At 36.8% G+C, this 23,144-nt stretch carries 23 protein-coding genes; 16 read left to right on the plus strand and 7 right to left on the minus strand.

The features are described from left to right. Window positions 1-79: 79 nt before the first annotated feature. Window positions 80-715: a DUF3885 domain-containing protein gene (locus NQZ71_RS11030; protein WP_317010608.1), complete on the minus strand. Its 636-nt coding sequence runs from the start codon at window positions 713-715 to the stop codon at window positions 80-82. A gap of 206 nt (window positions 716-921) precedes the next feature. Between NQZ71_RS11030 and NQZ71_RS11035 the strand changes: the two genes are divergently transcribed. The 4 genes from NQZ71_RS11035 (at window position 922) to NQZ71_RS11050 (ending at window position 4,383) form a co-directional block, all read left to right on the plus strand. After that, complete coding sequence (locus tag NQZ71_RS11035) at window positions 922-1,560, plus strand: sigma factor-like helix-turn-helix DNA-binding protein (RefSeq protein ID WP_317010609.1); 639 nt, start codon at window positions 922-924, stop codon at window positions 1,558-1,560. Between the two features lie 19 nt (window positions 1,561-1,579). Further along, entirely contained in the window at window positions 1,580-2,161 is a 582-nt protein-coding gene (gene clpP / locus NQZ71_RS11040) for an ATP-dependent Clp endopeptidase proteolytic subunit ClpP (RefSeq protein ID WP_260053966.1), read from the plus strand. A gap of 117 nt (window positions 2,162-2,278) precedes the next feature. Next, a complete protein-coding gene (locus NQZ71_RS11045) occupies window positions 2,279-3,469 on the plus strand; it encodes a class I SAM-dependent rRNA methyltransferase (RefSeq protein WP_317010610.1) in 1,191 nt (396 codons plus the stop codon). 128 nt (window positions 3,470-3,597) lie between these two features. Further along, window positions 3,598-4,383, plus strand: coding sequence for an HAD family hydrolase (locus NQZ71_RS11050; RefSeq protein ID WP_144455567.1), 786 nt, complete (start codon window positions 3,598-3,600; stop codon window positions 4,381-4,383). A gap of 43 nt (window positions 4,384-4,426) precedes the next feature. Here the strand turns inward: NQZ71_RS11050 and NQZ71_RS11055 are convergent, their stop codons facing one another. Continuing rightward, complete coding sequence (locus tag NQZ71_RS11055) at window positions 4,427-4,870, minus strand: Lrp/AsnC family transcriptional regulator (protein WP_127742160.1); 444 nt, start codon at window positions 4,868-4,870, stop codon at window positions 4,427-4,429. Between the two features lie 208 nt (window positions 4,871-5,078). Between NQZ71_RS11055 and NQZ71_RS11060 the strand changes: the two genes are divergently transcribed. Then, a complete protein-coding gene (locus NQZ71_RS11060; protein WP_394374105.1) occupies window positions 5,079-5,714 on the plus strand; it encodes a YitT family protein in 636 nt (211 codons plus the stop codon). 138 nt (window positions 5,715-5,852) lie between these two features. Here NQZ71_RS11060 and NQZ71_RS11065 read toward each other — a convergent pair whose 3' ends face one another. Next, a complete protein-coding gene (locus tag NQZ71_RS11065; RefSeq protein ID WP_260053964.1) occupies window positions 5,853-6,788 on the minus strand; it encodes an ArsR/SmtB family transcription factor in 936 nt (311 codons plus the stop codon). Window positions 6,789-7,004: 216 nt separating this feature from the next. Between NQZ71_RS11065 and NQZ71_RS11070 the strand changes: the two genes are divergently transcribed. The 8 genes from NQZ71_RS11070 to NQZ71_RS11105 all read left to right on the plus strand — a co-directional run bounded on the left by NQZ71_RS11070 (window position 7,005) and on the right by NQZ71_RS11105 (window position 15,309). Then, entirely contained in the window at window positions 7,005-8,273 is a 1,269-nt protein-coding gene (locus NQZ71_RS11070) for an extracellular solute-binding protein (protein WP_260053963.1), read from the plus strand. A gap of 111 nt (window positions 8,274-8,384) precedes the next feature. Then, a complete protein-coding gene (locus tag NQZ71_RS11075; RefSeq protein WP_144455575.1) occupies window positions 8,385-9,308 on the plus strand; it encodes a carbohydrate ABC transporter permease in 924 nt (307 codons plus the stop codon). Window positions 9,309-9,323: 15 nt separating this feature from the next. Then, on the plus strand, window positions 9,324-10,169 hold the full coding sequence (locus NQZ71_RS11080; protein ID WP_144455577.1) for a carbohydrate ABC transporter permease: 846 nt from the start codon (window positions 9,324-9,326) through the stop codon (window positions 10,167-10,169). Next, window positions 10,169-10,606 carry a hypothetical protein gene (locus NQZ71_RS11085; RefSeq protein WP_144455579.1) on the plus strand — a complete coding sequence of 146 codons (438 nt, stop codon included), beginning with the start codon at window positions 10,169-10,171 and terminating at the stop codon, window positions 10,604-10,606. Before NQZ71_RS11080 ends, NQZ71_RS11085 begins: the two co-directional genes overlap by 1 nt. Continuing rightward, on the plus strand, window positions 10,606-12,354 hold the full coding sequence (locus NQZ71_RS11090) for a glycoside hydrolase family 2 protein (protein ID WP_317010612.1): 1,749 nt from the start codon (window positions 10,606-10,608) through the stop codon (window positions 12,352-12,354). Before NQZ71_RS11085 ends, NQZ71_RS11090 begins: the two co-directional genes overlap by 1 nt. Before the next feature lie 8 nt (window positions 12,355-12,362). Further along, window positions 12,363-14,177 (plus strand): glycoside hydrolase family 2 protein, encoded by a 1,815-nt coding sequence (locus tag NQZ71_RS11095; RefSeq protein ID WP_317010613.1) that lies wholly within the window; start codon window positions 12,363-12,365, stop codon window positions 14,175-14,177. Between the two features lie 315 nt (window positions 14,178-14,492). Then, window positions 14,493-14,873, plus strand: coding sequence for a hypothetical protein (locus tag NQZ71_RS11100; RefSeq protein ID WP_127742142.1), 381 nt, complete (start codon window positions 14,493-14,495; stop codon window positions 14,871-14,873). Between the two features lie 136 nt (window positions 14,874-15,009). Continuing rightward, window positions 15,010-15,309: an iron-sulfur cluster assembly accessory protein gene (locus NQZ71_RS11105; RefSeq protein WP_127742140.1), complete on the plus strand. Its 300-nt coding sequence runs from the start codon at window positions 15,010-15,012 to the stop codon at window positions 15,307-15,309. 27 nt (window positions 15,310-15,336) lie between these two features. Here the strand turns inward: NQZ71_RS11105 and NQZ71_RS11110 are convergent, their stop codons facing one another. Further along, window positions 15,337-15,906: a thioredoxin family protein gene (locus NQZ71_RS11110; protein WP_317010614.1), complete on the minus strand. Its 570-nt coding sequence runs from the start codon at window positions 15,904-15,906 to the stop codon at window positions 15,337-15,339. 426 nt (window positions 15,907-16,332) lie between these two features. Between NQZ71_RS11110 and ppc the strand changes: the two genes are divergently transcribed. Continuing rightward, on the plus strand, window positions 16,333-19,092 hold the full coding sequence (gene ppc / locus NQZ71_RS11115) for a phosphoenolpyruvate carboxylase (protein WP_144455587.1): 2,760 nt from the start codon (window positions 16,333-16,335) through the stop codon (window positions 19,090-19,092). A gap of 50 nt (window positions 19,093-19,142) precedes the next feature. Here ppc and NQZ71_RS11120 read toward each other — a convergent pair whose 3' ends face one another. Then, window positions 19,143-19,463: a thioredoxin family protein gene (locus NQZ71_RS11120; RefSeq protein ID WP_144455589.1), complete on the minus strand. Its 321-nt coding sequence runs from the start codon at window positions 19,461-19,463 to the stop codon at window positions 19,143-19,145. Between the two features lie 188 nt (window positions 19,464-19,651). Here NQZ71_RS11120 and NQZ71_RS11125 point away from each other — a divergent pair, with 188 nt between their 5' ends. Both NQZ71_RS11125 and NQZ71_RS11130 read left to right on the plus strand, forming a co-directional pair. Next, window positions 19,652-20,434: a CAP domain-containing protein gene (locus tag NQZ71_RS11125; RefSeq protein WP_144455591.1), complete on the plus strand. Its 783-nt coding sequence runs from the start codon at window positions 19,652-19,654 to the stop codon at window positions 20,432-20,434. Window positions 20,435-20,650: 216 nt separating this feature from the next. Then, the gene (locus tag NQZ71_RS11130) at window positions 20,651-21,082 is read left to right on the plus strand and encodes a hypothetical protein (RefSeq protein ID WP_144455593.1); all 432 of its coding nucleotides are present in this window, start codon (window positions 20,651-20,653) and stop codon (window positions 21,080-21,082) included. Between the two features lie 42 nt (window positions 21,083-21,124). Here the strand turns inward: NQZ71_RS11130 and NQZ71_RS11135 are convergent, their stop codons facing one another. Continuing rightward, the gene (locus NQZ71_RS11135) at window positions 21,125-21,916 is read right to left on the minus strand and encodes an HAD family hydrolase (RefSeq protein WP_275007699.1); all 792 of its coding nucleotides are present in this window, start codon (window positions 21,914-21,916) and stop codon (window positions 21,125-21,127) included. 115 nt (window positions 21,917-22,031) lie between these two features. Next, window positions 22,032-22,985, minus strand: coding sequence for a MerR family transcriptional regulator (locus tag NQZ71_RS11140; RefSeq protein WP_260053957.1), 954 nt, complete (start codon window positions 22,983-22,985; stop codon window positions 22,032-22,034). Between the last annotated feature and the right edge of the window lie 159 nt (window positions 22,986-23,144).

Here is a 23,144-nt window from a genome sequence, read left to right on the forward strand (position 1 = left end):
CTGCACTCCAATACGGAGAAGCAGAGTTTTTTTAGCGGAAAAACAGATAGTTAATTCAGTATGGCTCCTATTCATTTTCTCATTTTGTTTCTTCTATCCACTCATAATATTTTTCAGAAAGCGGGCGAATTCGCTCCTCATCCAATGCGATTACTTCACAGCCCCGGTCATCATACACAAAGAATATAATGTCCTTAGTGATGTTCACAAAAAATACATCTGGATATCCAGCGGCATACCCTCCCAATTTTGGATGTAACGGAAAATCTTCATTGCTGACTGCTTTCAGTAATTCCTTCACTCGTACATCTCCACGCTTGCACAATAAGGAAAACTGTTGCATTTCGAATTCGTTTGCTTCCTCAATTTCAAAAGGATAAGCAGAAGTCTGAACTTGAATTTTATGTAAAAGAGATTTCTTTTTTAGAAATTGCTTATATACCTTTAATTTTTTTGTTCTTTTCTCATATGCTTTATGTTTATAAACATTTGTGACAAGGAATAAGTCATCGTTTTCGTCAAACAGTTCATCAAAAATAAGAGAAATTTGTTTATATACTAGCTCAAATCTCTTGCGATTAAGTTTATCATCATCTGTAAATTGATAAATATTATTCCCAAGCGTAAAGTGGATTCCAATATCCCATTGATAATAAATACTTGGAAGCAATTCGACAGCAGGAAATCTTTCCTGTAAATAATTGATTAACCTCATAAAAATTTTTCACTTCCTGTTACAGTTTTTAGCAAAGCAGCACTATGTTTATGATTTTTCATCGGTTTTAAATACTGCTGCCATTTTAGCATGAAGAGAAGTGCAGTTGTATAATAAATATTAAGAGAAATTTTTTTGCCCCCGTATCTTTTTTGCTAGCTGAAACGTTCTAAGTATGAAAACCAAAAGGAAAGGGAGGGATAAAGTTGAGCAATCAGCCGTTGGGAAATGCCAACAGTCTTCATAAGCATTACGAAAGCTTGAGTAAATACTGTCAATATCTCTCAATGACTAAATGGGAAAAGGAAGATATCATTCACGACACCTTTTTAAAGGCAATGGAATCATATCGAGACAGTGAAATAACGGCAGCACTATTAAAGAAAATGGTTCATAACCGCTGGGTTGATACACTTCGTAAAAGCAAGCAGGAAAAAGCACACCTGTCTGCAGCAGAGGATGTGCAGACTGATCGTGCTTGTGATTGGATGATTGTAGCAGAGCATTTGGCAGAATCACTGACAAAAAAGCAAGCAGCTGTTTTCTTGTTGGTTGAAGGCTTTGGGTATCGTATCAAAGAAGCGGCTGAAGCATTGAAAATGACGGAAACAGGAATAAAGGCAATGCTGTTTAGAGCAAGAAACCAACTGCATAAACAGCATAACGATACAAAAGACACTTCAGGCATAAGTGATGCAAGCAGACTATACTATCAAACGCTAAAACAGCAAAATCCAACACTGCTGATAAACGAAATTCTGTCTGTGCAAGTCCTTTATCCAGCTAATGTAAAAACAAAGCAAAAACGGCAAAGCGCGGAACCAATTTTGCAGCTGGCAGCATAATTAAAAGGGGGCAAAAAAAATGAGTGCTATTCCATATGTAATTGAACAATCGAGCGGGGGAGAACGTTCCTACGATATTTATTCAAGGCTATTAAAGGATCGGATTATCATGCTTGGTGAAGAAATTAATGATCATGTTGCCAACAATATTGTTGCACAGCTATTATTTTTAACGGCAGACGACCCTGATAAAGATATTTCCATCTATATAAATTGTCCAGGTGGCTCTACAACCGCTGGATTCGCCATATTTGATACGATGCAGTATATAAAGCCTGATGTGCGCACGATATGCACGGGCATGGCAGCATCCTTTGGGGCATTGCTGCTGCTTGCAGGCACGAAAGGCAAAAGGTATGCATTGCCAAACAGTGAAATTATGATTCATCAACCACTTGGCGGTGCAAGAGGGCAAGCGACGGAAATTGAAATTACCGCGAAACGAATTCTCAAGCTGCGTGAACAAATCAACCATATTATGGCGGAAAGGACAGGGCAATCTGTCGAAAAAATTGCTGTTGACACAGATAGGGATTATTTCATGTCTGCAGAAGAAGCAAAAGACTACGGAATTATTGATGAGATTATTCTTCCGAAATAAAGCTGAGCAGCTGCACTAAATTTTGTGCAGCTGTTTTTTAATGTGATTCGTTTTTTCTGAACTGATACGATATAATAGGACAGGAAAATGATTATTTGCAGGAAGAAAAAAGGTGAAATGATGACAGGTAAGCAAGTTACTATAGAGGAAGCATTTGAGAAAAGTATTCGAAACGGCAGTCCACTGCTGTATAAAGATTCCCTTTCAGGAATTAAGGGATTAAATGAAGGTCAAATCATTGATGTGAAAAATAAAGCTGGAAAATTTATCGGCAGAGGATATTATGCCATTCAAAATAAAGGGATTGGCTGGCTATTGACGACAAATCAGCAGGAAGCGATTGATTTTGCCTTTTTTGCTAAAAAAATAAAAGCAGCAAACGACAAAAGAGCAGCATTATATCATGATAATGAAACGACTGCATTTCGCCTCTTTAATGGGGAAGGAGATGGGATCGGTGGCTTTACTGTAGATAGATATGATCAATTTTTGTTAATTCAATGGTACAGTAAAGGAATTTACGAATACAAAGAGTGGATTATCAAGGCTTTGGAAAGTCATGTAGACTTTAAAGGGATTTATGAAAAGAAGCGGTTTGATACGAATGGTACATATGTAGAGGGTGACGATTTTGCATATGGAGAAGAAGGGCAATTTCCAATAATGGTGCAGGAAAACGGCATGAAATTTGCCGTAGACCTTAATGAAGGGGCCATGACTGGAATATTTCTTGACCAGCGTGAGGTGCGAAAAACAATTCGCGACAAGTATGCAAAGGGGATGGACGTGCTGAATACCTTCTCCTATACTGGGGCATTCTCTGTGGCAGCTGCAGCTGGTGGCAGCAAAACCACGACTAGTGTAGATTTGGCAAACAGAAGCAGGGCGAAAACTACGATGAACTTTGAATATAATGACATCGAGCTGGCAAATCAGAAGATAGTTGTCGAGGATGTTTTCCACTACTTTAAATATGCGGTGAAAAAGCAGCTAGAGTTTGATATGGTCATACTTGATCCACCAAGCTTTGCGCGCAGTAAAAAGCATACCTTCAGTGCTGCTAAGGACTATTCAAAGCTGTTAAAAGAGGCAATCAGTATCACGAAGCAATCAGGGGTTATTGTTGCATCAACAAACTGCAGCACGTTCGATATGAAGAAATTCAAACAATTTATTCATGAGGCATTTAACAAACAAAAGGACAACTACGAAATTCTAGAGGAGTTTGGCCTGCCAGAGGACTTCGCTAACATCCATCATTTAAAGGAAAGTAATTATTTAAAAGTCGTTTTTATAAAAAAAACGTAAATAGTTTTTTACGATAATATTTTAAACGCCTAGTTCGTATGGATAATAAAAACGCTGTTTACTTAAAGGCTTTTACCTAGTAATCTAATATTTAGCAATGTTACTAGTACATATGGAATGGGGATTGAATAGTGAAAGCGATATTGTTTGATTTAGATGATACACTCCTTTGGGATAAACGAAGTGTCAAGGAAGCATTTGAAAAAACATGCAAGCTTGCTGAAGACAAATACGGAATTTCTGCAGCAAGCTTTGAAGAAGCTGTCAGAAAGGAAGCGCAAACCTTATATCAAGCATATGAAACATATGCTTTTACACAAATGATCGGGATTAACCCATTTGAAGGTCTGTGGGGGGAGTTCGCTGATCAGCATGAGTCGTTCCAAAAAATGAAGGCAATTGTTCCGATATACCGCAAAGATGCTTGGACAAACGGCCTTTTGGCATTGGGAATTGATGATAAGCCGTTCGGTGAATATTTAGCAGAGAAATTTCCGGCATTCCGAAAAGAATCTCCTTTTGTGTATGAGGAGACATTCGCGCTTTTGGATGAATTAAAAGGGAAGTACAAGCTTCTTCTCCTTACAAATGGTTCACCAGGCTTGCAAAATACGAAATTGACAATAACACCAGAAATTGCTCCATATTTTGACGAAATTGTTATCTCAGGAGATTTCGGTAAAGGGAAACCAGATCCTGCTATTTTTGAACATGCCGTTTCCTTGCTTGGTTTAAGTGTGGAAGACTGTATAATGGTCGGGGATAATCTAATGACAGATATTCTTGGAGCATCAAGAGTTGGGATGAAGTCAGTCTGGATTAACAGAGAAGGTAAAACACCTGAAAATGTGCAGCCGACATATGAAATCAACGATTTGCTTGAACTGATTCCGCTATTGAAGGAAATCAGCTAATGAAGAAGAAGCTCAGAGGAAGTTAGCCTCTGAGCTTCTTTTGTTATTCCTCATCCTTTGGCATTAGGTGCCTGAATGGTACAGGCGATCCAAGCACAACAGAAGTATTGATTGTTCCAAAGGGAATTAACCTGTCGACTAATTGCCGCATTCCGTCAATTCCGGAAACGGCAGCCTTTATCGTATAGCTGATAGGTCCTGTTACACGGTGACATTCCAAAATATCCTGCTCATGTTTAATGAATTCCTCAAATGCATGCGGTTCTTCTTTCAATTCACTTATTTGAATAAACAGAAGTGTTTCTCTGCCTAGCTTTGCAGGGGAAACCCGTGCGCTAAATTCAAGAATAATTCCTCTTTCTTGCAGCCGCAGCAGTCGTTCTGATACACTTGGCCGACTTAAGGAAAGCTGCTTGGACAGGTCACTCACCGTTATTCTTCCATCCTCCTGCAGTAATTTTAATAATTGCACATCTACCTTATCCATTTTTTGCTCCTTTACAAAATGAAATCAAAATCTATAAAATACATTCAGTTTTTAGGTTATATCTGTTCATTATATTCTTTTTGATATGTAAAAATGCTTAAGTTTATTCTATCATTAAATATATACCAAAACCACCAAAATTACCTAAGAAACTCGGCGATATGCCATCCTCGCTCATAACCCAACTTTAAATTTTATCATATTAGGAGTGTTTTGTTTGAAAAAAATATTAATCATGATTGTCGGCTGCTTTTTCACCTCTTTAGGCCTGTATGTGCTAAAAAGTGCATCTCTTGTTACTGGCGGCACGGCCGGTTTAAGCTTAAGCGCATCCTATTTATTTCCGATTTCGTTCGGTGTGTTGTTTACGATAATTAATATCCCATTTTATATTTTGTCTTATAAAAAAATGGGGAAAGAGTTCACGATATCTACAATACTGGCAGTTACAACTGTTACCGTTCTTTCATCCATTATAACGGCGTATTTTCCACCACTTGCTTTTCATCCCCTCGTTGGATCCATTGTTGGTGGAGTCATTATCGGAGCTGGTGTAGTAGTACTGTTTATGAATGGTTCGTCACTAGGAGGTGCCCAAATCCTGTCGATTACCCTGCAAAAACAGTTCAACTGGAATATGGGGAAAACGAATTTTATATTTGATACGATCGTAATTCTTATCGGTATGTATAGTATTGGAGTGCTAAGAGGCTTCTATAGTATTTTGTCTGTGTTAATTGTTTCTACAATGCTTAGCCGTTTTAAAGAACAAATTGCGAAACGAAATACGAAACCAGTTAAAGTAACAAGAAAAGAACCGATTTTAGAAACAAGCTCCATGTGATAATTAAATTCCGTTAGATAATAAAAATAAAAAGTACCCTATAGAGTAGACACTTATAAAATAGTCTACCCATGGGTACTTTTTTTGTTATCGAGGTGTTGATTTAACATGGAGCATATGAAGAAAACTAGCCATTTACTACAGGGTTTTTAAAGTTTGCGTTTCTTTTTCTAAATAATAGATGCCAACACGAATATTTTGCTTATGGTTTCCAAAGTGCTCTCCGAAAAGAGTAAGTCCGCCTACTTTCTCCGAACCTTCCTCCACGGCAATCCTTAACGTTAAGAATGGGGATTGATCTAATTGGATGTCATCGATGGTTACACTTGAGAGCGGCTCCCCGTCAATTCCTGTATCTATCTTATTAATTCGAATCGTTTTCAGAAGACCATATTGACTAAATTTATCATTCCACCAGCTTGGAGTATAGCGCCCGCGCACGTCCGAAAAGTTTCCTGGGACTGTATATGTGCCAAGGTTTACACCATTTAAATAAAAGGAGATATCACTTGGCCACACGTTGTTAGATAAGGGAAACTCAGAAGCTAATTCCATGCTGATTTCTATCATTTCTGGTATTTGGTTTGGTCCTAAAAGATTAGGAATTTTATATTCTACAAAGCCTTCTGACAACCATAGGAGCTGTGTATCCACTCTTTTAGAATCCATAAAATATTTTGGATCATCCGGCTTGCCGATTAACTCTGTTTCTGAGGCAATCCCGCAGGTTGGTTTTGCTTGGAAATCTGTATAATGACCAATTTTTAAATCGGTTAAATGAAGTAAATATTCTTTAAATATTTTTTTAGGAAAGTGAATTTCGATATTATCAATGGCGAGCTCCACTATTTTTTGCAGACCTGACTTACCAGGAGTTCTAACTGATTTAACAATCCCAGCTTCTTCTAGCTTTTGTACATGGCGAGTAACGATAGCTGGACTTATATTTAATTGTTGGGCTATATCAGAAATGTTTGCGGAGGCTTTAGCTAGCAGTTCAATTATCTCAATGCGAGTTTCACTAGCAAGTGCTTGATAAACATAGAAGTAATCCTTAGAAACCTGAATTTGCATAATGGTTCATCTCCTTAACCAAAAGATTAAATAGTAGCTTGTACTTTGATTGTAACATTCTACTTGTTTAACTTCAACAGAAAACACTATAGAAGTTGGTAAAATAACGTTGACAACGCTTTCTTTTGTTGTTAAATTAAAATTGTAAAACAAACATATCAATATATTTAACTAATTAGTTAAATGTATAAGTTAATTAAATGGGGAGGAAATTCGATGGGTACTTCAAAGAAACGGTGGAAGCTTTTGGGTGTGTTAGGGTTGGCTATTGGAATTATGGCAGGATGTAGTAGTTCAGGTGCAAGCAGTAGCGCTAAAAATGAAATCACCTTTTGGAATCCATTTACAGGACCTGATGGGAAAAACATGCAAGCAATGGTAGATCAATACAACAAGACAAATCCAGATTATAAAATTAAGAATATCTCTCTTAAAGAAACAGATATGTATACGAAAATCCCAACGATTGTAAACTCCAAAAAAAATATACCTGATTTAACGATTGTTCATGCAGAGCGTATTAAGCAGTTTAAAGATAATGATATGTTAACCTCTTATAATGATTTATTAACAGATTACCCAGATGTTAAGGCGGAAAATTATGTGCCAGAAGCCTGGAATATTGGGGAGATTGAATCTGAACGCTATAGTATACCGCTAGATATACATACGTTTGGACTTTATTACAATAAAGACCTAGTAAATAAGTATTTGCCGACAGCGTTAGACGATAATATCGTGACATTTGATGAAGTAAAGCAAGTAGGTGAAGTCTCGAAAAAGGATAAAATTGCATCGATTGGTGTTACTTGGTTGAAACCGAACTTTTTATCACTATATGCACAAAATGGCGGGGCTCTAACAGAGGATGGAATTCAGCCAACACTAGATAATCAAGCCGCTAAGGATACCTTTAACCTGTGGAAGGATTTAGTGAAAACAGGATACACAACTAAAGACGGGGAAGATCCAACGCAAATGTTCTTAACAGGAAAAGTAGTGTTTTTGCCTGAAGGAATTTGGATGCAAAACCAAGTGAAGCAAAGCAAGATAAATTGGGGATTAACGAATGCGCCGCAAGTTTCTGATGACCTGTCTAAAACAGTTAACTGGTCTTCCTCCCATCAATTTGTCATGTTTAAAGATGAAAAACGAAACGATGAAAAAGCAAAAGGTGTTATGGATTTCTTGAATTGGGTGCGAGACAACTCGATGGAATGGGCTAAGTCTGGACAAAATCCTGCCACATTGTCGCTATTAGAAAACGAAGAATACAAGCAAATGCCACAAGCATTTTTCTTATCTACACCAGAACAACAAGCTACGTTAAAAATCTTTGATTATAAGTATAATGGCTATGTTTCAGAAGCGCTTGATGCACAAGCAGGCGATGTAGTATTTGGAAAGCTGGAAGTGGATAAAGCGCTTACACAAATGCAAAAAGAAGTTTCAGCGAAGGTGGAAAAAGATAACTCGAATAAATGATGTGGTGTAATTAGCAGGTAAAAAGCTTACCTCTTGTTTATTCAAAAGGTAAGCTTTTGAAATTTGTGATGTGAAAAGTTAATAAATAGAAAAAGAAATGGGAGTGGAGTGATGGAAACTGTTCCTGCTACAAAACAAGTAAAGCAAGTTAAACATAAAAGGTTAATTAAAAATTCTGTTACACCATGGTTTTTCTTGGCGCCGCATTTATTGATATTTGGTGTGTTTTTTCTAATTCCTGTATTCTTTGGTATTTATATTTCTTTTACAGAATGGGATTTAATAAGCTCTCCTACATTTATTGGCCTTGATAATTATAAAGAAATATTACTGCAATCTGACTCGATTTTTTATGAACAGCTACATACAGGTTTGAAGAATACATTTTTATTCGTCCTGTTTGTTGTACCGTTTTGTATCATCGTGCCATTATTTCTTGCGGCAGCTTTAAATACAAAACCGGCTTTATGGAAGTTCTTTCAATCTCTGTTTTATTTACCATCCTTATTTGCGATTTCAGCGGTCGTAATTATTTGGACATTGATGTTCAACGTCACATATGGCCCAATCAATAATATTTTGAATTTAGAAACGGTTTGGACTGGAACGCAGCCTTATGCATGGATCGCGTTAATTATTGTAACGGTTTGGTGGTCAATCGGCGGGAATATGATTATTTATCAAGCAGCCTTAAATGGGATTCCAAAAGACCTTTATGAAGCAGCAGATATTGACGGCGCCTCACCATTTCAGAAATTTATCAAAATCACGCTGCCTAGTATTAGAGGACAAATTCTTTATACGGTCGTTATTACCACCATTGCACACTTCAATGTATATGGACAGCCGCTTATGCTAACAGGTGGGGGACCAACTGATTCGACAAGAGTTCTATTAATGGATATTCAACAAAATGCATTTGGCTCTGGTCAATCGATCGCAGGGATTTCATCAGCAATGGCAGTTATTCTTGGCGTGTGCATCATGATCGTTGCATCCTTACAGTTCTTTTTCTTAAGAGAAAGAAAAAATTAAATAGGAGGGATTGGAATGAGTGGAAAAAGAGTTAATCCATTTCCAAAAATCATTGCGTTTGTCTTTTTACTTGCAATGTCCGTTATTTGGGTTATTCCGTTAGTGTGGGGAATTGTAACCTCTTTTAAATCAGAAATAGAACTTCAATCAGTTGGTTTTAAATTTCTGCCAATTGAATGGGTGCTTTCCAATTACACCTCTCTTTTAGTGGATAATGCAAGTACACCGTTAGTGCGCTGGTTTACGAATTCCTTGTTTATTTCTGTCACGCATACTTTATTAGTATTACTTGTTGTTACACTTTCTGCCTTCGCTTTTAGTAGATTAAGTTTTAGAGGGAAGAATGGGTTGTTTGCCTTTTTAATGGCGACGATGATGTTTCCTGCAGTCGTTAATTTAATTCCCCTTTATAAGATTATTGATATTTTAGGGTGGGTTAATTCACCTATCGCGATGATTGTTCCTGGTGCTGCAGGTGTTTTTAATATTTTCCTAGTGAGACAGTTTATGAATAATATCCCTACAGAGTTTGATGAAGCAGCAAGAATGGATGGTGCAAATGATTTTCAAATATTACAAAGAGTCATTTTGCCTTTAATCAAACCAGTGCTTTTAGTAGTTTCCTTGTTCTCCTTTACTGGTTCTTGGAATGATTTCTTATGGCCGTCAATCGTGTTTAATGATGTGGAAAAAATGCCGATAACACCAGGGCTGCAATTGCTGCAAGGTATGTATCAGGCTCAGCCTACATTATTGATGGCAGGAGCGCTTGTTGCGATTGTTCCAACCTTCATACTTTACTTATTTGCACAAAAGTATTTCTTAGATTCTATGTCACTATCAGCTGGAGTGAAGGGTTGATGAATAGAAAATTGGAAAGGAACTTAGTGTTCATAGCTGGGATTTGGCAAATAATTGATGGATTATTAACTATTTTGGTGTATGGGACTTTGAAAAAAATAGAAGGTGCAAATCTGATTGAAAACACGAGCTTCGCTTATATGAAGGCGATGGAATCTGTCGTTGGAAGTATATATATCTTTATCGGCATATTTGGATCCATTCTAATCGGACTCGGCCTGTTTAATCTGGTTTGTGCTAAAAAATATATTAAGGATGATCAAGTTCATGTAAAAGTAGCGATTTGGTTATTAGTATGTGGCGTTATGAGTTACTTCATTATGGATATTATCAGTGTAATTTTATACATGTCTGCAGGCATGATCATGCTGGCTAAAAATAAAAGCATAAAAAAGCTAATGATTAGAGGTAATCAACAAATTGGAGGTATAAGCTAATGAAAGAATTGCATCCTAATCCGCAATTGAGACGAGAAAAATGGTATTCCTTGGATGGCAAATGGGATTTTGCGATTGATGATGAAAAAAAAGGTGAAAAAAATAAATGGTATGAAAAATTTCCAAAGGGAACGGTGATAGAAGTTCCTTTCACCTATGAAACCAAGGCAAGTGGCATTCATCAACAAGAGCATCATGAAATAGTATGGTACGAACGAATCTTGAATATAGATGATGTAGAGAAACTTCCTATTCTTCATTTTGAAGGAGTCGACTATGAGGCGTTTATATATGTTAATGGTAAGCTTGCGGCACAGCATCAAGGCGGTTATCATGCCTTTTCAGTAGATTTAAAGGATAAGGTTCATATTGGCGAAAATAAATTGACGGTGAAGGTGCATGATTCAAAAGACTGCTCCCAGCCAAGAGGAAAGCAGAGATGGCATGACGAAAACTTTGGATGCTGGTATGTGCAAACAACAGGTATCTGGAAATCAGTTTGGTTAGAATATGTTTCTCCTGTTTATGTAGAACATGCAAAAATTACGCCTTTATTTGATGAACAAGAAATTCTGATTGAATTAGATACAAACAACATTCCAATTGGAGCAGATGAATATAGGGCAGAAGCAAAGATTCTGTTTGATGGCAAGCTCATTAATTGCTTAACAGCAACCATTATAGATGGTTCTGCTGCACTGCAAGGAAGTGTGCTGCAAAGACAGGATCCATGGACAATGAAAACTTGGAGTCCAGAGAATCCTCATTTATATGATCTTCAGCTTAATTTGTATAAAGAGAACGAATTACTTGATACCGTACATTCTTATTTTGGGATGAGAAAGATTTCAATCGAAGGAAATAAGATACTGCTTAATAATAGAGAATTATACCAACGCCTTATATTAGACCAAGGCTATTGGCAGGATTCCGATTTGACGCCGCCGAGTATAGAAGCTCTTGAGGTAGACATTAAAAAAGTGTTAGAACTTGGATATAACGGGGTCAGGAAGCATCAAAAAGTAGAGGATTCGCGCTTTTTGTATTTAGCAGATAAATACGGGCTGCTAGTATGGTTAGAGGTTGGCTCAACATATGCATTTAATGATCGGGCAGTGAAGAATTTTTCACAGGAATGGATGGAAATTGTGAAGCAAAGCTACAATCATCCAAGTGTTATTACTTGGGTACCTTTCAATGAATCTTGGGGAGTTCATGACATTCATGTAAATAGGAAGCAACAAGCATTTACGGAAAGTATTTATTACATGACGAAAACATATGACCAAATGCGCCCTGTCATAACGAATGACGGCTGGGAGCATACCATTTCCGATATCATTACACTGCATGATTATGAAGAATTCGGCAAAGTATTTACTAAACGCTATGAAAATAAGGAATATGTTTTATCTAATAAAATGCAATTTAATAAAGATTTCTACCCATTTGCTGAAAATTATGGCTATAAAGGACAGCCGATTATTATTTCCGAATTTGGCGGAATTGCTTTCCAAACGGAAGAAGGATGGGGCTATGGTAATCAAGTACAGGATGAGGAAGCGTTTTTCAAAAGGTTTGAAGAAATACATTATGCGATTCAAGATTTAGAATATGTGGTTGGCTATTGTTATACACAGCTTACAGATGTCCAGCAGGAACTTAACGGATTGCTTACGATTGATCGCAAGCCAAAGGTTTCTGTAAATAGAGTAAGAGAAGTAAATACAAGAAGAATGAAACCATAGGAGGTATTATGAGCAGAGTAGAATATCCAAGACCTCAATTTGTACGATCTGAATGGCTGAATTTAAACGGTACATGGCAATTTGAATTTGATGATAAAAATGAAGGCTGGAAGGAGAAATATGCCAATCAGGAGAATCTATCTCGTGAAATAAACGTTCCCTTTGTTTACCAATCAGAGTTAAGCGGCATAAATAACCGCAGTATTCATGAGTATATATGGTATAAAAAAGAAATAGAGCTCGATAATTCTGCTGATAAGTTAACATTATTACACTTTGGGGCAGTAGACTATTATTGTAAAGTGTATGTGAACGGGCAATTTGTTGGCGAGCATGAAGGGGGACATACTTCCTTCCACTTTAATATTACAGATAAGCTAGTGAAGGGAAAACAAACCATCACCGTCTTTGTACATGATCCTTTTGATGATGAAACGATTCCGCGTGGTAAGCAGTTTTGGGAAAAAGAATCACGGGGAATTTGGTACACTAATTCTACGGGGATATGGCAAACAGTTTGGATAGAACAGATTGAAAAGGAACATATAGAAAGTGTGAAATTCACGTCTGATTTAGATAATGGTAACGTTTGGATAGATTTGCATATTAGTGACTTTATCCATTTTAAAGAAGATAGATTCATAGACTACACTATCAGCTTTAAAGACATCGTAATTGCAGAGGATCGAATGAAGTTAACGGGGCGAAATGTGAAAAGAGCAATAGATCTTATGCAAAATAAAATTTTCCGATCAAATTTCCATGATGCTGGTTTTGCATGGACGCCTGAGAATCCAAACCTATTTGATGTCAAACTAGAACTGGTTAAGGATGATGGTCACGTACTAGATACGATAACATCTTATTTTGGATATAGGAAAGTACATACGGAAAGCGGGATGGTATTTTTAAATAATCGGCCATATTATCAAAAGCTTGTATTAGACCAAGGTTACTGGCCGGAGGGGTTATTGACAGCACCTTCAGCAAATGATTTAAAAAAAGACATAGAATTAGCGAAAGAGATGGGCTTTAACGGTTGTCGTAAACATCAAAAAACAGAAGATCCCTTGTTTTTGTATTATGCTGATACGTTAGGGTTTTTAGTATGGGGGGAGTGCGCATCTGCTCCTGTTTATACAGAAAAAGCAGCCGGAAGATTAATGAAGGAATGGATGGAAATTGTAGAACGAGACTATAATCACCCGTCCATCGTAACTTGGGTCCCGTTAAATGAAAGTTGGGGAGTTCCTGATATTCACGCAGACAAAAAGCAACAGCAATTCTCCAAAACGATGTATCATATGCTGCATGCAATTGACGGTACTAGGCCTGTCATCTCGAATGACGGCTGGGAAGCGACAACAACCGATATATGTGCTATTCACAATTATAATCATGGAAATCATGAGGAAAAGGTTAAGTACGAATACTTTAAAGAAACGTTAGCTACTGTCGAAAATCTCCTTTCACATGCACACGGCAAATGGCAGGTGTATGCAAATGGCTATTCTCATCAAGGAGAACCGATTATGCTGACAGAATTTGGAGGGATAGGCTTTAAAGTGGATGATCAAAAAGGCTGGGGCTATACTTCTGTCGAGACGGAGGAGGAATATGTCCGAGATTTCCGCCGTATTATGGATGCTATCTACCAATCGAAAGGGTTATGGGGTTACTGCTATACACAGTTAACAGATGTAGAACAAGAAATTAACGGGATACTCACCTATACCCGTAAACCTAAATGCGATCTTTCCCTTTTAAAAGAAATTAATAATCAATTTTATCCAGCTAGACTTCCTGTCGTAAAGACTGATTAATTGTTATCTATAAATTATTCTGAGTTCTAGCTTAAAACTAAGGCTTGGACATAAATATTTAAGTCTAATAAAAAAACCGAACTATTTATTGATTAATAGTTTGGTTTTTTATGTTTTTTCGTTATTTATAGTTCGTCTTTAGATAGGGTATTTTTGTTTTGTCCCAGCCTCGTTTTTTTTACATTTGTTATATAGGAGCCGACTTATCAAGGTCAGGATTTTTTTCAATAAATAAATTGACATTGATAATCATTTTCATTTACAATATGAATAACCAATAAACAGACAATAAAGAAGCTAGGAAGGTGTAATTTTATGCAAAATCAATTCTTGGTAGTGAAGCCGTTTCAATATATGGTGGAATGTACATGTCCTAGACCTGATCATACTTTTTTTCTTGATTTACATAAAGGGGATATTATTACTGTTACAGAAGAGAAGAAATATGTTGACTCTTTAGGTTGGCTAATGCTAGTAATGATTAATGATTATAGTGTATATATGTTTGTCCAGGAGCTTGAGGATTTCATTGATGAGGAGAAAATCGTTTCTGTGCTTGATATGGAACTTAAACGCAATTATCTGCAATTTAAAGTAAATGAATCCCTGGATATCTTAGATAAAGAAGGCTTTGAGCAATATGCAAAGGAATTGGCTAAAGTGAAAGAAATGGTCGAAATCGGCGCATTATCTTAATAGAAGAAACAGGACTGGCAGAAGCCGGTCCTGTTTTTGTATGTAAAAGGCGCTGCCGGTATCGATTATTTGCAAACAATCTAGTAGAGGAATACAATAGAAACGTACAAAAATCAACAAATTTGGAGGAAGTACAATGAATGTTAAAGTAAATCGACATGCAGCGAAAGTAATGAAACAAATGCTTAGCAAAGCAAATGAAGGAGAAATGCTGCGTGTATACATAACTGAGCATCACGGAAACCATGCCCATTATGATCTAAAGCTGGACAAGCAAACGGAAAATGATGAAGTGGTTGAGTCAGATAAAGAGGTTGCTGTCCTTTTAGATAAAAATGACAGTGAGTTTTTAGACGGAATTTGGATTCAATATTTCCATGTGCCAGAGCCAGGCTTTGTTATTTACAACCCAAATAAAGAAAGTCATAGTCATTAAAAAAAACGGGGAGCAATCCCCGTTTTTTTATTTCTTATCAAGAGCTGTCAAACTTTCAATCAAATCATTTTTAATAATTGTCCACCAGTCTTCATTGTTGATAAATTGCTCTACCATTGCTTTAATAAAGGATTTAAATGCAGCATCATATTCTGGAGTGTCTTTAGCTGGCACATCCTTTTTAAGAACATCTACTTCCTTTTGAATAATTTCTGCTCTCGGTCCCCATTTGCCGATTACCTCATCGTTTTCGTCAAGGAAAATAATGATCGGAATGGAGCGTGCTGTTCCATTCGTCAAAAATTGATCCATTAATTCAAGGTTTTCATCCCTGATCAAAAATCTAGTTTCGATTAATGCTTCATTAGCTAAGCGTAAAAAGATAGGAACATTGACCATTGCATCCCCACACCAATCAGCACTAAGTATCAGCGCTTTATACCCTTTTGTTTGCAGCATCTTTAAGCTGTCAATGTCTTTTGCGGGAACAGAAAATTCATTATAAACCTTTAAAAGATTATCTTTGTTTACTTGCATGCTCGATATGTACGTATGTGATGACATTCCTTTGTCAAACCAGTTTTTTAGATTGCTCATCGATAACACTTCCTGTTCTTCATTTAATAGTATTCCTCATTTATTCTACTAAAAATAGCGGCTTAAGAGTAATTTTATGCCTTTTGGTGCGTAAATACGGATAAACATCTATTATTTTCGCACAGTCATGTTATAATTAGTCAAAATTTAAATAACCTTTCCAAGAATGAAAAAGTGGTATAAGACAAATTGATGTGCAAATAATGTAAGGAAAGGTATAATAAAATAAAGTTTTAATGAAAACGGTTAATCTAGAAATTATTCCCTATTTTCAGCTTACTTATACAAAAAATAGATTAATTTCATGAAACTAATCTTTTCTATCTATTAATCAACGCGATTTCTTGATGTATTTTCTGACGAATAGTGATAGGATTATAGGTATCGAATAGATAAAAATTATTTAGATTAAGGGATGGTAATCTAATGACAACACGATTAAAGGTTAATGAAAACAGCACATCTTTGCGCAGGGATGTTAAGCGATTGGGAAAAATACTTGGCGAGGTGCTTGTTCATCATGGCGGACAAGAACTTTTAGAAAAAGTCGAAACAATCCGTAAATTAGCAAAAGAATTGCGCACTAATTACAATGAAGATACATATCAAACATTGAAAAGCGAAATGGAAAACTTGGAAAGACCGATGAGAAGACAGGTTATTCGTGCCTTCTCGAAATATTTTCATCTTGTTAACGTAGCTGAGCTTAATCACCGCATAAGAAGAAGAAGAGAATATCAGCTTATGGAGAACAATCTTGTTCAGCCTGCGTCGATTGACAGTGCCATTCAGGCCTTTAAGAGCAAAAACCTTTCAGAGGATGCGATTCAAAATGTCCTTGATACATTATCCTTGGAGCTGATTATCACAGCACATCCAACTGAATCGACAAAACGCTCTATTTTGGAAATTCAAAAGCGTATTGCAGGTCTCTTAAAGCAGCATGATAATCCAATGCTGACTAGAAAAGAACGTAAGCTAATTGATCAAGAGCTGTTTGAAGAAATCACTATTATGTGGCAAACAGATGAGCTTCGTCTAACAAGGCCGACTGTAATGGATGAAGTGCGAAATGGCTTGTACTACTTCGATCAAACATTGTTTGACGTATTACCAGATATTCATCAAGAAGTCCAAGATGCTTTACATGAAAACTATCCAACCTATAATTGGAATGTTCCGAACTTCCTGACATTTGGTTCATGGATAGGAGGAGATCGCGACGGTAATCCGAACGTGACGCCTGAAGTAACATGGCAAACCCTTCATAAGCAGAACAAGCTTGTGCTTAAGAAATATACAGATGCTGTTATTTCTTTAATGAAGCGTTTCAGCCATTCGACAAACAGAATCAAAGCAAGTTCAAAGCTAATCCAGTCTATCGTAGAAGAAGAGCAGCTTTATTTAACTGCAGACAGCAAATGGCAAGTTGAAACAGAAGTGTATCGCAGAAAGTTTGCTGTTATTGTAGAAAGACTTAAAGCGACTGGTAAAACAGAAAAAGGCTATACAGATTCAGAGGAGCTTTTGAAGGATCTGCAGCTAATCCAAGAAAGTTTTGCGATTCATCAGCCGAAGGATCATGAACAAAAGGATTTGCAAAAACTAATCCGTCAAGTCCGCTTGTTTGGTTTCCACCTTGCTACATTGGATATTCGTAACCATAGTGGTGAGCATGAAGCGGCCATTTCAGAAATAATGAAAAAAGTTGGCATTGCAGACGATTACAGCAGCCTTGATGAAGACAACAAAATGAAAATTCTTGAATCTGTTTTAAAGGATCCTAGACCAATTCTGTTATTGAATGAAGATTATTCTGCTCAAACACAGGAAATGATTAAAACATTCCAAATGATTCGCGATGCTCATAAAAAATTCGGTAAACGAGCTATTACGGTTTATCTGATCAGTATGACACAGTCTGCAAGTGATTTGCTTGAAGTGCTTGTACTTGCGAAAGAAGCAGGAATCTACCGCCTTCATGCAGATGGAACGGTGGAGAGTCATTTAAATGTGGCTCCATTGCTGGAAACTATTGACGATTTAGTAGCAGGACCAGATATTATGCAAACATTATTTGAGCTACCTGTTTATAAAAACCATCTAATCCAGCATGGAAATCAGCAGGAAATCATGCTTGGTTATTCTGATGGAAGTAAAGACGGTGGAACACTAACAGCCAACTGGAAGCTGTACAGAGCTCAAAGAGAAATTCATGAAATGGCTAGCCGTTATAAAATCGGCCTGAAATTCTTCCATGGACGCGGTGGTTCACTTGGAAGAGGTGGCGGTCCGCTTAATAAGAGTATTCTTTCACAGCCAGCTGAAACGCTTGGTGATGGTGTGAAAATTACAGAGCAAGGCGAAGTTTTGTCTTCTCGTTACTTATTGGAGGATATCGCGTTCCGAAGTCTTGAGCAGGCAATTTCTACATTGTTAAAGGCGTTTGCTCACATCTCAAATAACGAGCTTGATCAAAGTCAAAAAGACAAGTGGGAAACAGCAATGGAGGATATCTCTGCTGTATCATTGAAGAAATATCAATCATTAGTCTTCTTTGACGATGACTTTATGACTTACTTTAAAGAAGCAACACCGCTTAACGAAATTGGAAACTTGAAAATTGGTTCCAGACCGATGAGCAGAAAAAGCAAGCAGACGTTTGAAGACTTGCGTGCTATTCCTTGGGTGTTCGCATGGACACAAAGCCGTCAGCTGTTACCAGCATGGTATGCAGCAGGAACTGGTCTAACTGCATTTGCAGATAAGGACGGTAAGAACATTGATATCCTAAAGGAAATGTACGAAAAATGGCCGTTTTTCCGCTCCACTATCGACAATCTTCAAATGGCGTTAATGAAGGCAGATTTAACGACAGCGCGAGAATATTCTTCTTTAGTGGAAGATGAAGCAATCGGCACAAGAATTTATAACAATATTAAAGAGGAATACAACAAGACAAAAGCGATACTTCTTGAGATATCCGGAGAAGCAGAGCTTTTAGATCATACACCAACAATTCAAGAGTCTGTCCACAGAAGAAACCCTTATGTAGATCCGTTGAACTTCTTCCAGGTAGAGCTGATTAAACAGCTGCGCGACCAGGAGACACCAGATCCGGAACTTCTGAACCAAGTATTGCTGACAATCAATGGAATTGCTGCAGGCTTGCGTAATACAGGCTGATGTATAAAAAAAAGAAACAGCGTTTTAAACGCTGTTTCTTTTTTTTATGGTTATTTTTTAAATGGAGCCAAAAATTCCTCGACTTGCTCAGGTGTTTTAGCATTAGCACTGTGCAAGTGTCCGATTTTCTCTCCATCTTTAAATACAAGCAGGCTCGGAATACCCATAACATCATATTTCTCTGCTAGCTCAGGAAGCTCGTCTTTGTTCAAGCTAAACCATTTTTTGTCTGCATTTTCTTCAATAATTTCAGGAATAAACATATCCATTCTTGTACAGTCAGGACACCAAGTCGTGAAAAACTTAACGATATTAGTTTCTCCATTGTTAATAATTTCATTAAATGATTCTGTTGTGCTGATTTGATTCATATTACACCTCTTAACATTATTTGAAATAGCTCACTATTAGCTATTATCGTCATTATACACGTAAATCGTTAAAAATACCTGTAAGATGCTTCCAAGTTTTTTTAGAAATTGAGCAAATAAATACCATAAGTAATTTGCGTGCAAACAGAGAAAATAATTAAAGAAAAAACTGCAAAGGAGCAATTTCAATGAAATTCAAACCCGTTAGAACAGTACTATGTATGAGCTTGGCTGCAGGCATGTTGACTGCATGTAATAATAATGACAATCCAATTGACACGGACAATGATATAATAGAAACAGGTCAAATTTCCAATTTAAAAACAGACAAAAACAGTAACCGTTACCCACATACACAAGCAATTAAAATTCAGGATGCGAAATATGAATTTAAAATTGTTAATCGTGGTGCAGTGCCAAATGGAAATGCCAATGGATATACGAATGCAAATACAAACAATGGAACGGCACAACAGACTCAACGACCAACTACGAATAACATTCAGCAATCTCAGTCTGCACCAGCACAACCTGCGCCTGCAGCACAGCAATCACCTAAAAAAGCTGCTGATATTGCCAGTGAAAATAAAGGCTCTAGTGAATACGTGGATGCTGTTATCAGCTTAACTAATAAAGAAAGACAAAAAGCTGGGTTAACTGCTCTTAAAGCATATCCTGAGTTAAACGATGTTGCAAATGTGAAAGCACAGGATATGAATGAAAAAGGCTATTTTTCACATACGAGCCCAACATATGGATCACCATTCGACATGATGAGAGATTTTGGCATCACGTATAAGTCAGCTGGTGAAAATATTGCCCAAGGACAAAGAACACCTGAAGAGGTTGTTAATGCGTGGATGAATAGTGAAGGGCACCGCGCTAATATTCTTAGCAAGGATTTCTCCCATATTGGTGTTGGCTTTGAAGAAAATGGATATCAATGGGTTCAAATGTTTGTAAAAAAATAAGCGGTAGACAGATTGGACATCTTCAAAAATTAGAAGATGTCCTTTATAATCGCACTTTTTTGGTGTGTTCTACTTGAACTTAGCATGTCAGCTATAATATTATATAAAAATATGACCTGACTACAAATTTTTGTCATAGAAAATGCCTCTCTGTTATAAACTAGAAAGTATGTGTAAATGGCATTGTGTCAGTTGATTGTAAAGAGGAGGATACAAATGGCTGCTACGAAAATTAATATTGCACCAGTAGAAAACAAATACATAAAACTAATCATGTCTGTTGAGGATATGGATAAAGAAAAGCTAGTAGATTTGGGAGATTCCTTCTTGCTAAAAATGAACAAAAAGAGTAAAAGCGGAAACGAGTTGTATTTTTCTGTGTTATTCGCCAAAAAAATGATGAATAAGCCGTCTAGAACCTCGAATCCATCTATTGCCATTACGAAAAACAAAAACTTAATTACGGTTACTCTTACGATTATGCAGGAGCTTGATTCCATCCAGGAAAGTGAAGGCTTTTATTGGATCAAAACAGAAAATGCAGCATCACCTGCGTTTGAATTTTCTTATAAAATGAATGAAAGCTATTACGATAAAAAAGTAACCCAAGTGTTAGCTGAAACAGCACAAACAGAAAATACGGACTAAAAATAAGCGATGCAAAGCTCTTGCATCGCTTATCTCTTATAACTATTCTTTAATTAGTCCAAGGGACTTTAATCCATTATAAATGCCCGAATCTGTTACAGCAGTAGTTCTGTGCTTTGCATAAGCAAACAGCTTCTCATGAGCATTTCCCATTGCAAAACCAACTCCGACAACTGAGAGCATTTCTTTATCATTCATACCATCGCCAAAAGCAATGGCATTTTTTGTTTCAATGTTCAGCCTTTTTAATATTTCGCCGATAGCCATCCCTTTATTAACTTTATCACTAATAACATCGTATGCATGACGGAAGCCTTCAATATTAACTTGTGAAAGATGAATATCAGGAAAACTTTCATAAAGGTGAATATCCGCTTCTTTTAAGTTAATGACGGTAATGCCTAATATGTTGGCATGCTGATCTTCTGTATACTGCTTATTGCTTCTTAAGTGAAATTTCTTACAAAACAGCTTCGTCATTTCATTTTCAGGATGTGAAAGAAGATTATGGCTGCTAGTATAAAGGATAAGCTCATTGCCTTTTTCATGGGCAATTTTTATGTATAAGTCCACTAAATCAGGGCTCATCGGGCTTTTCAAAATGTCCTGCCCATTATAAATGGCAAGTGCGCCATTATAGCCAATAAATGAATCAATCTTTAATACCTCACCGATATCCGCTATCTCATGAAGGGGGCGTCCTGTTGCAAGGAATACTTCTAGTCCTTGCTCCTTCATTTGTTTGACAGCCTCCTTTGTAGAGTCTTGCATCGTGTCGTCTGGCTGCAAAATCGTGCCGTCAATATCTAGAAACAGTGCTTGATAATTTGCCATTACATCCTCCAATGTCCCATTCTTAAAAAATCATCCTACGAACACATTCTAACATAAAGAAAGGGACATAAAAAAGACCAGGGGTTGCCTGATCTTAATTGAAATCATATTCAACTTATTTATGCCAGATTTTCCACCATGTTTTTTTCGGAGGCTCTGCAACCGCCGTTTGGCGAAATGACTGGACAAGCTCTTGGAAGCTTTTTTCCCGGTCCTTAATTTCTTTACTCATTTGTTCTCGTTCAGTGCGCAAGGCTTCCATTAAAATCCGGTCATTTTTATGAAGCTGCTCAACTGTTTTGTTTATTTCTGTATTTGATTTAGATAAATGCTCCACCATTGATTTAATTTCTTTCGTAGATGTTGTAGAAGCTGTCCATTGCTTAGAATATGTTTTCCTTTCGGCTTTTGATAAGTCGGAAAGCTTTTTTATATTATGCTTGATTGCCGTATAGTCTTCTGTTGTTTTTTGTGTGCTTGTATGTACTAATTCAGAAATCTGTTCGATGTCTTCCTTTGCTGCTTCCTGATGCTCAGAAAATGCAGTAGACAGCTTTTCTATTGTTTCCGACTTTCCAGCTTGTATTTCTGTTGTAATGCTTTCTAAAACCTCTTGTTTAATCCCGTTGCGGATTTCTTGTTTTACCTCATGGAGGAAGTCATGCTTATATGCTTCGAGTGAAGACATCAAGGCTTGCAGCTGAGTGCCATCTTCTGCAATTCTGTCGATTTTTTTTACTAATTCTTCTGGCTCGATAACTTGGATTTCATTAACAGGAGTCTCAAGCTCTGCGATACCTTCTGCTTGTTCGACTTGTTTTTCTGCTTTAACTTCTTTTGGCTGTAAAATCATACTTAATGTTTTTTTAACCTCTGTTGTGTTTTTCTTTTCTTTATATAAATTTTTTACCTCAAGCAGCAAAGACAGCTCCTTGTCTGTATAAAAACGCGCGCCGTTTTTTGTTCTCGGAATAATTAATATTTCTTTGAATTTATTTTCCCATTGCTTTAATGTTTTTGGGCTTGTCGTCAGCTTTTGGGATGCTTCATAAATAGAATAAATATTCATATATTACACTCCTTTTGATTGATAAATTATATTCGAAAAAAGAATTTATAAATGACTATGCTTACAAATTACATAGAAAAGGCCTATTTTCCTGCAAGAAGACAAAAGCTATCAAAACTTCTTAATAGTTGACATATTTCAGCAAGCTTAATGAAAAGA

Source organism: Niallia taxi (assembly GCF_032818155.1).
Lineage (GTDB): Bacteria > Bacillota > Bacilli > Bacillales > Cytobacillaceae > Niallia > Niallia taxi_A.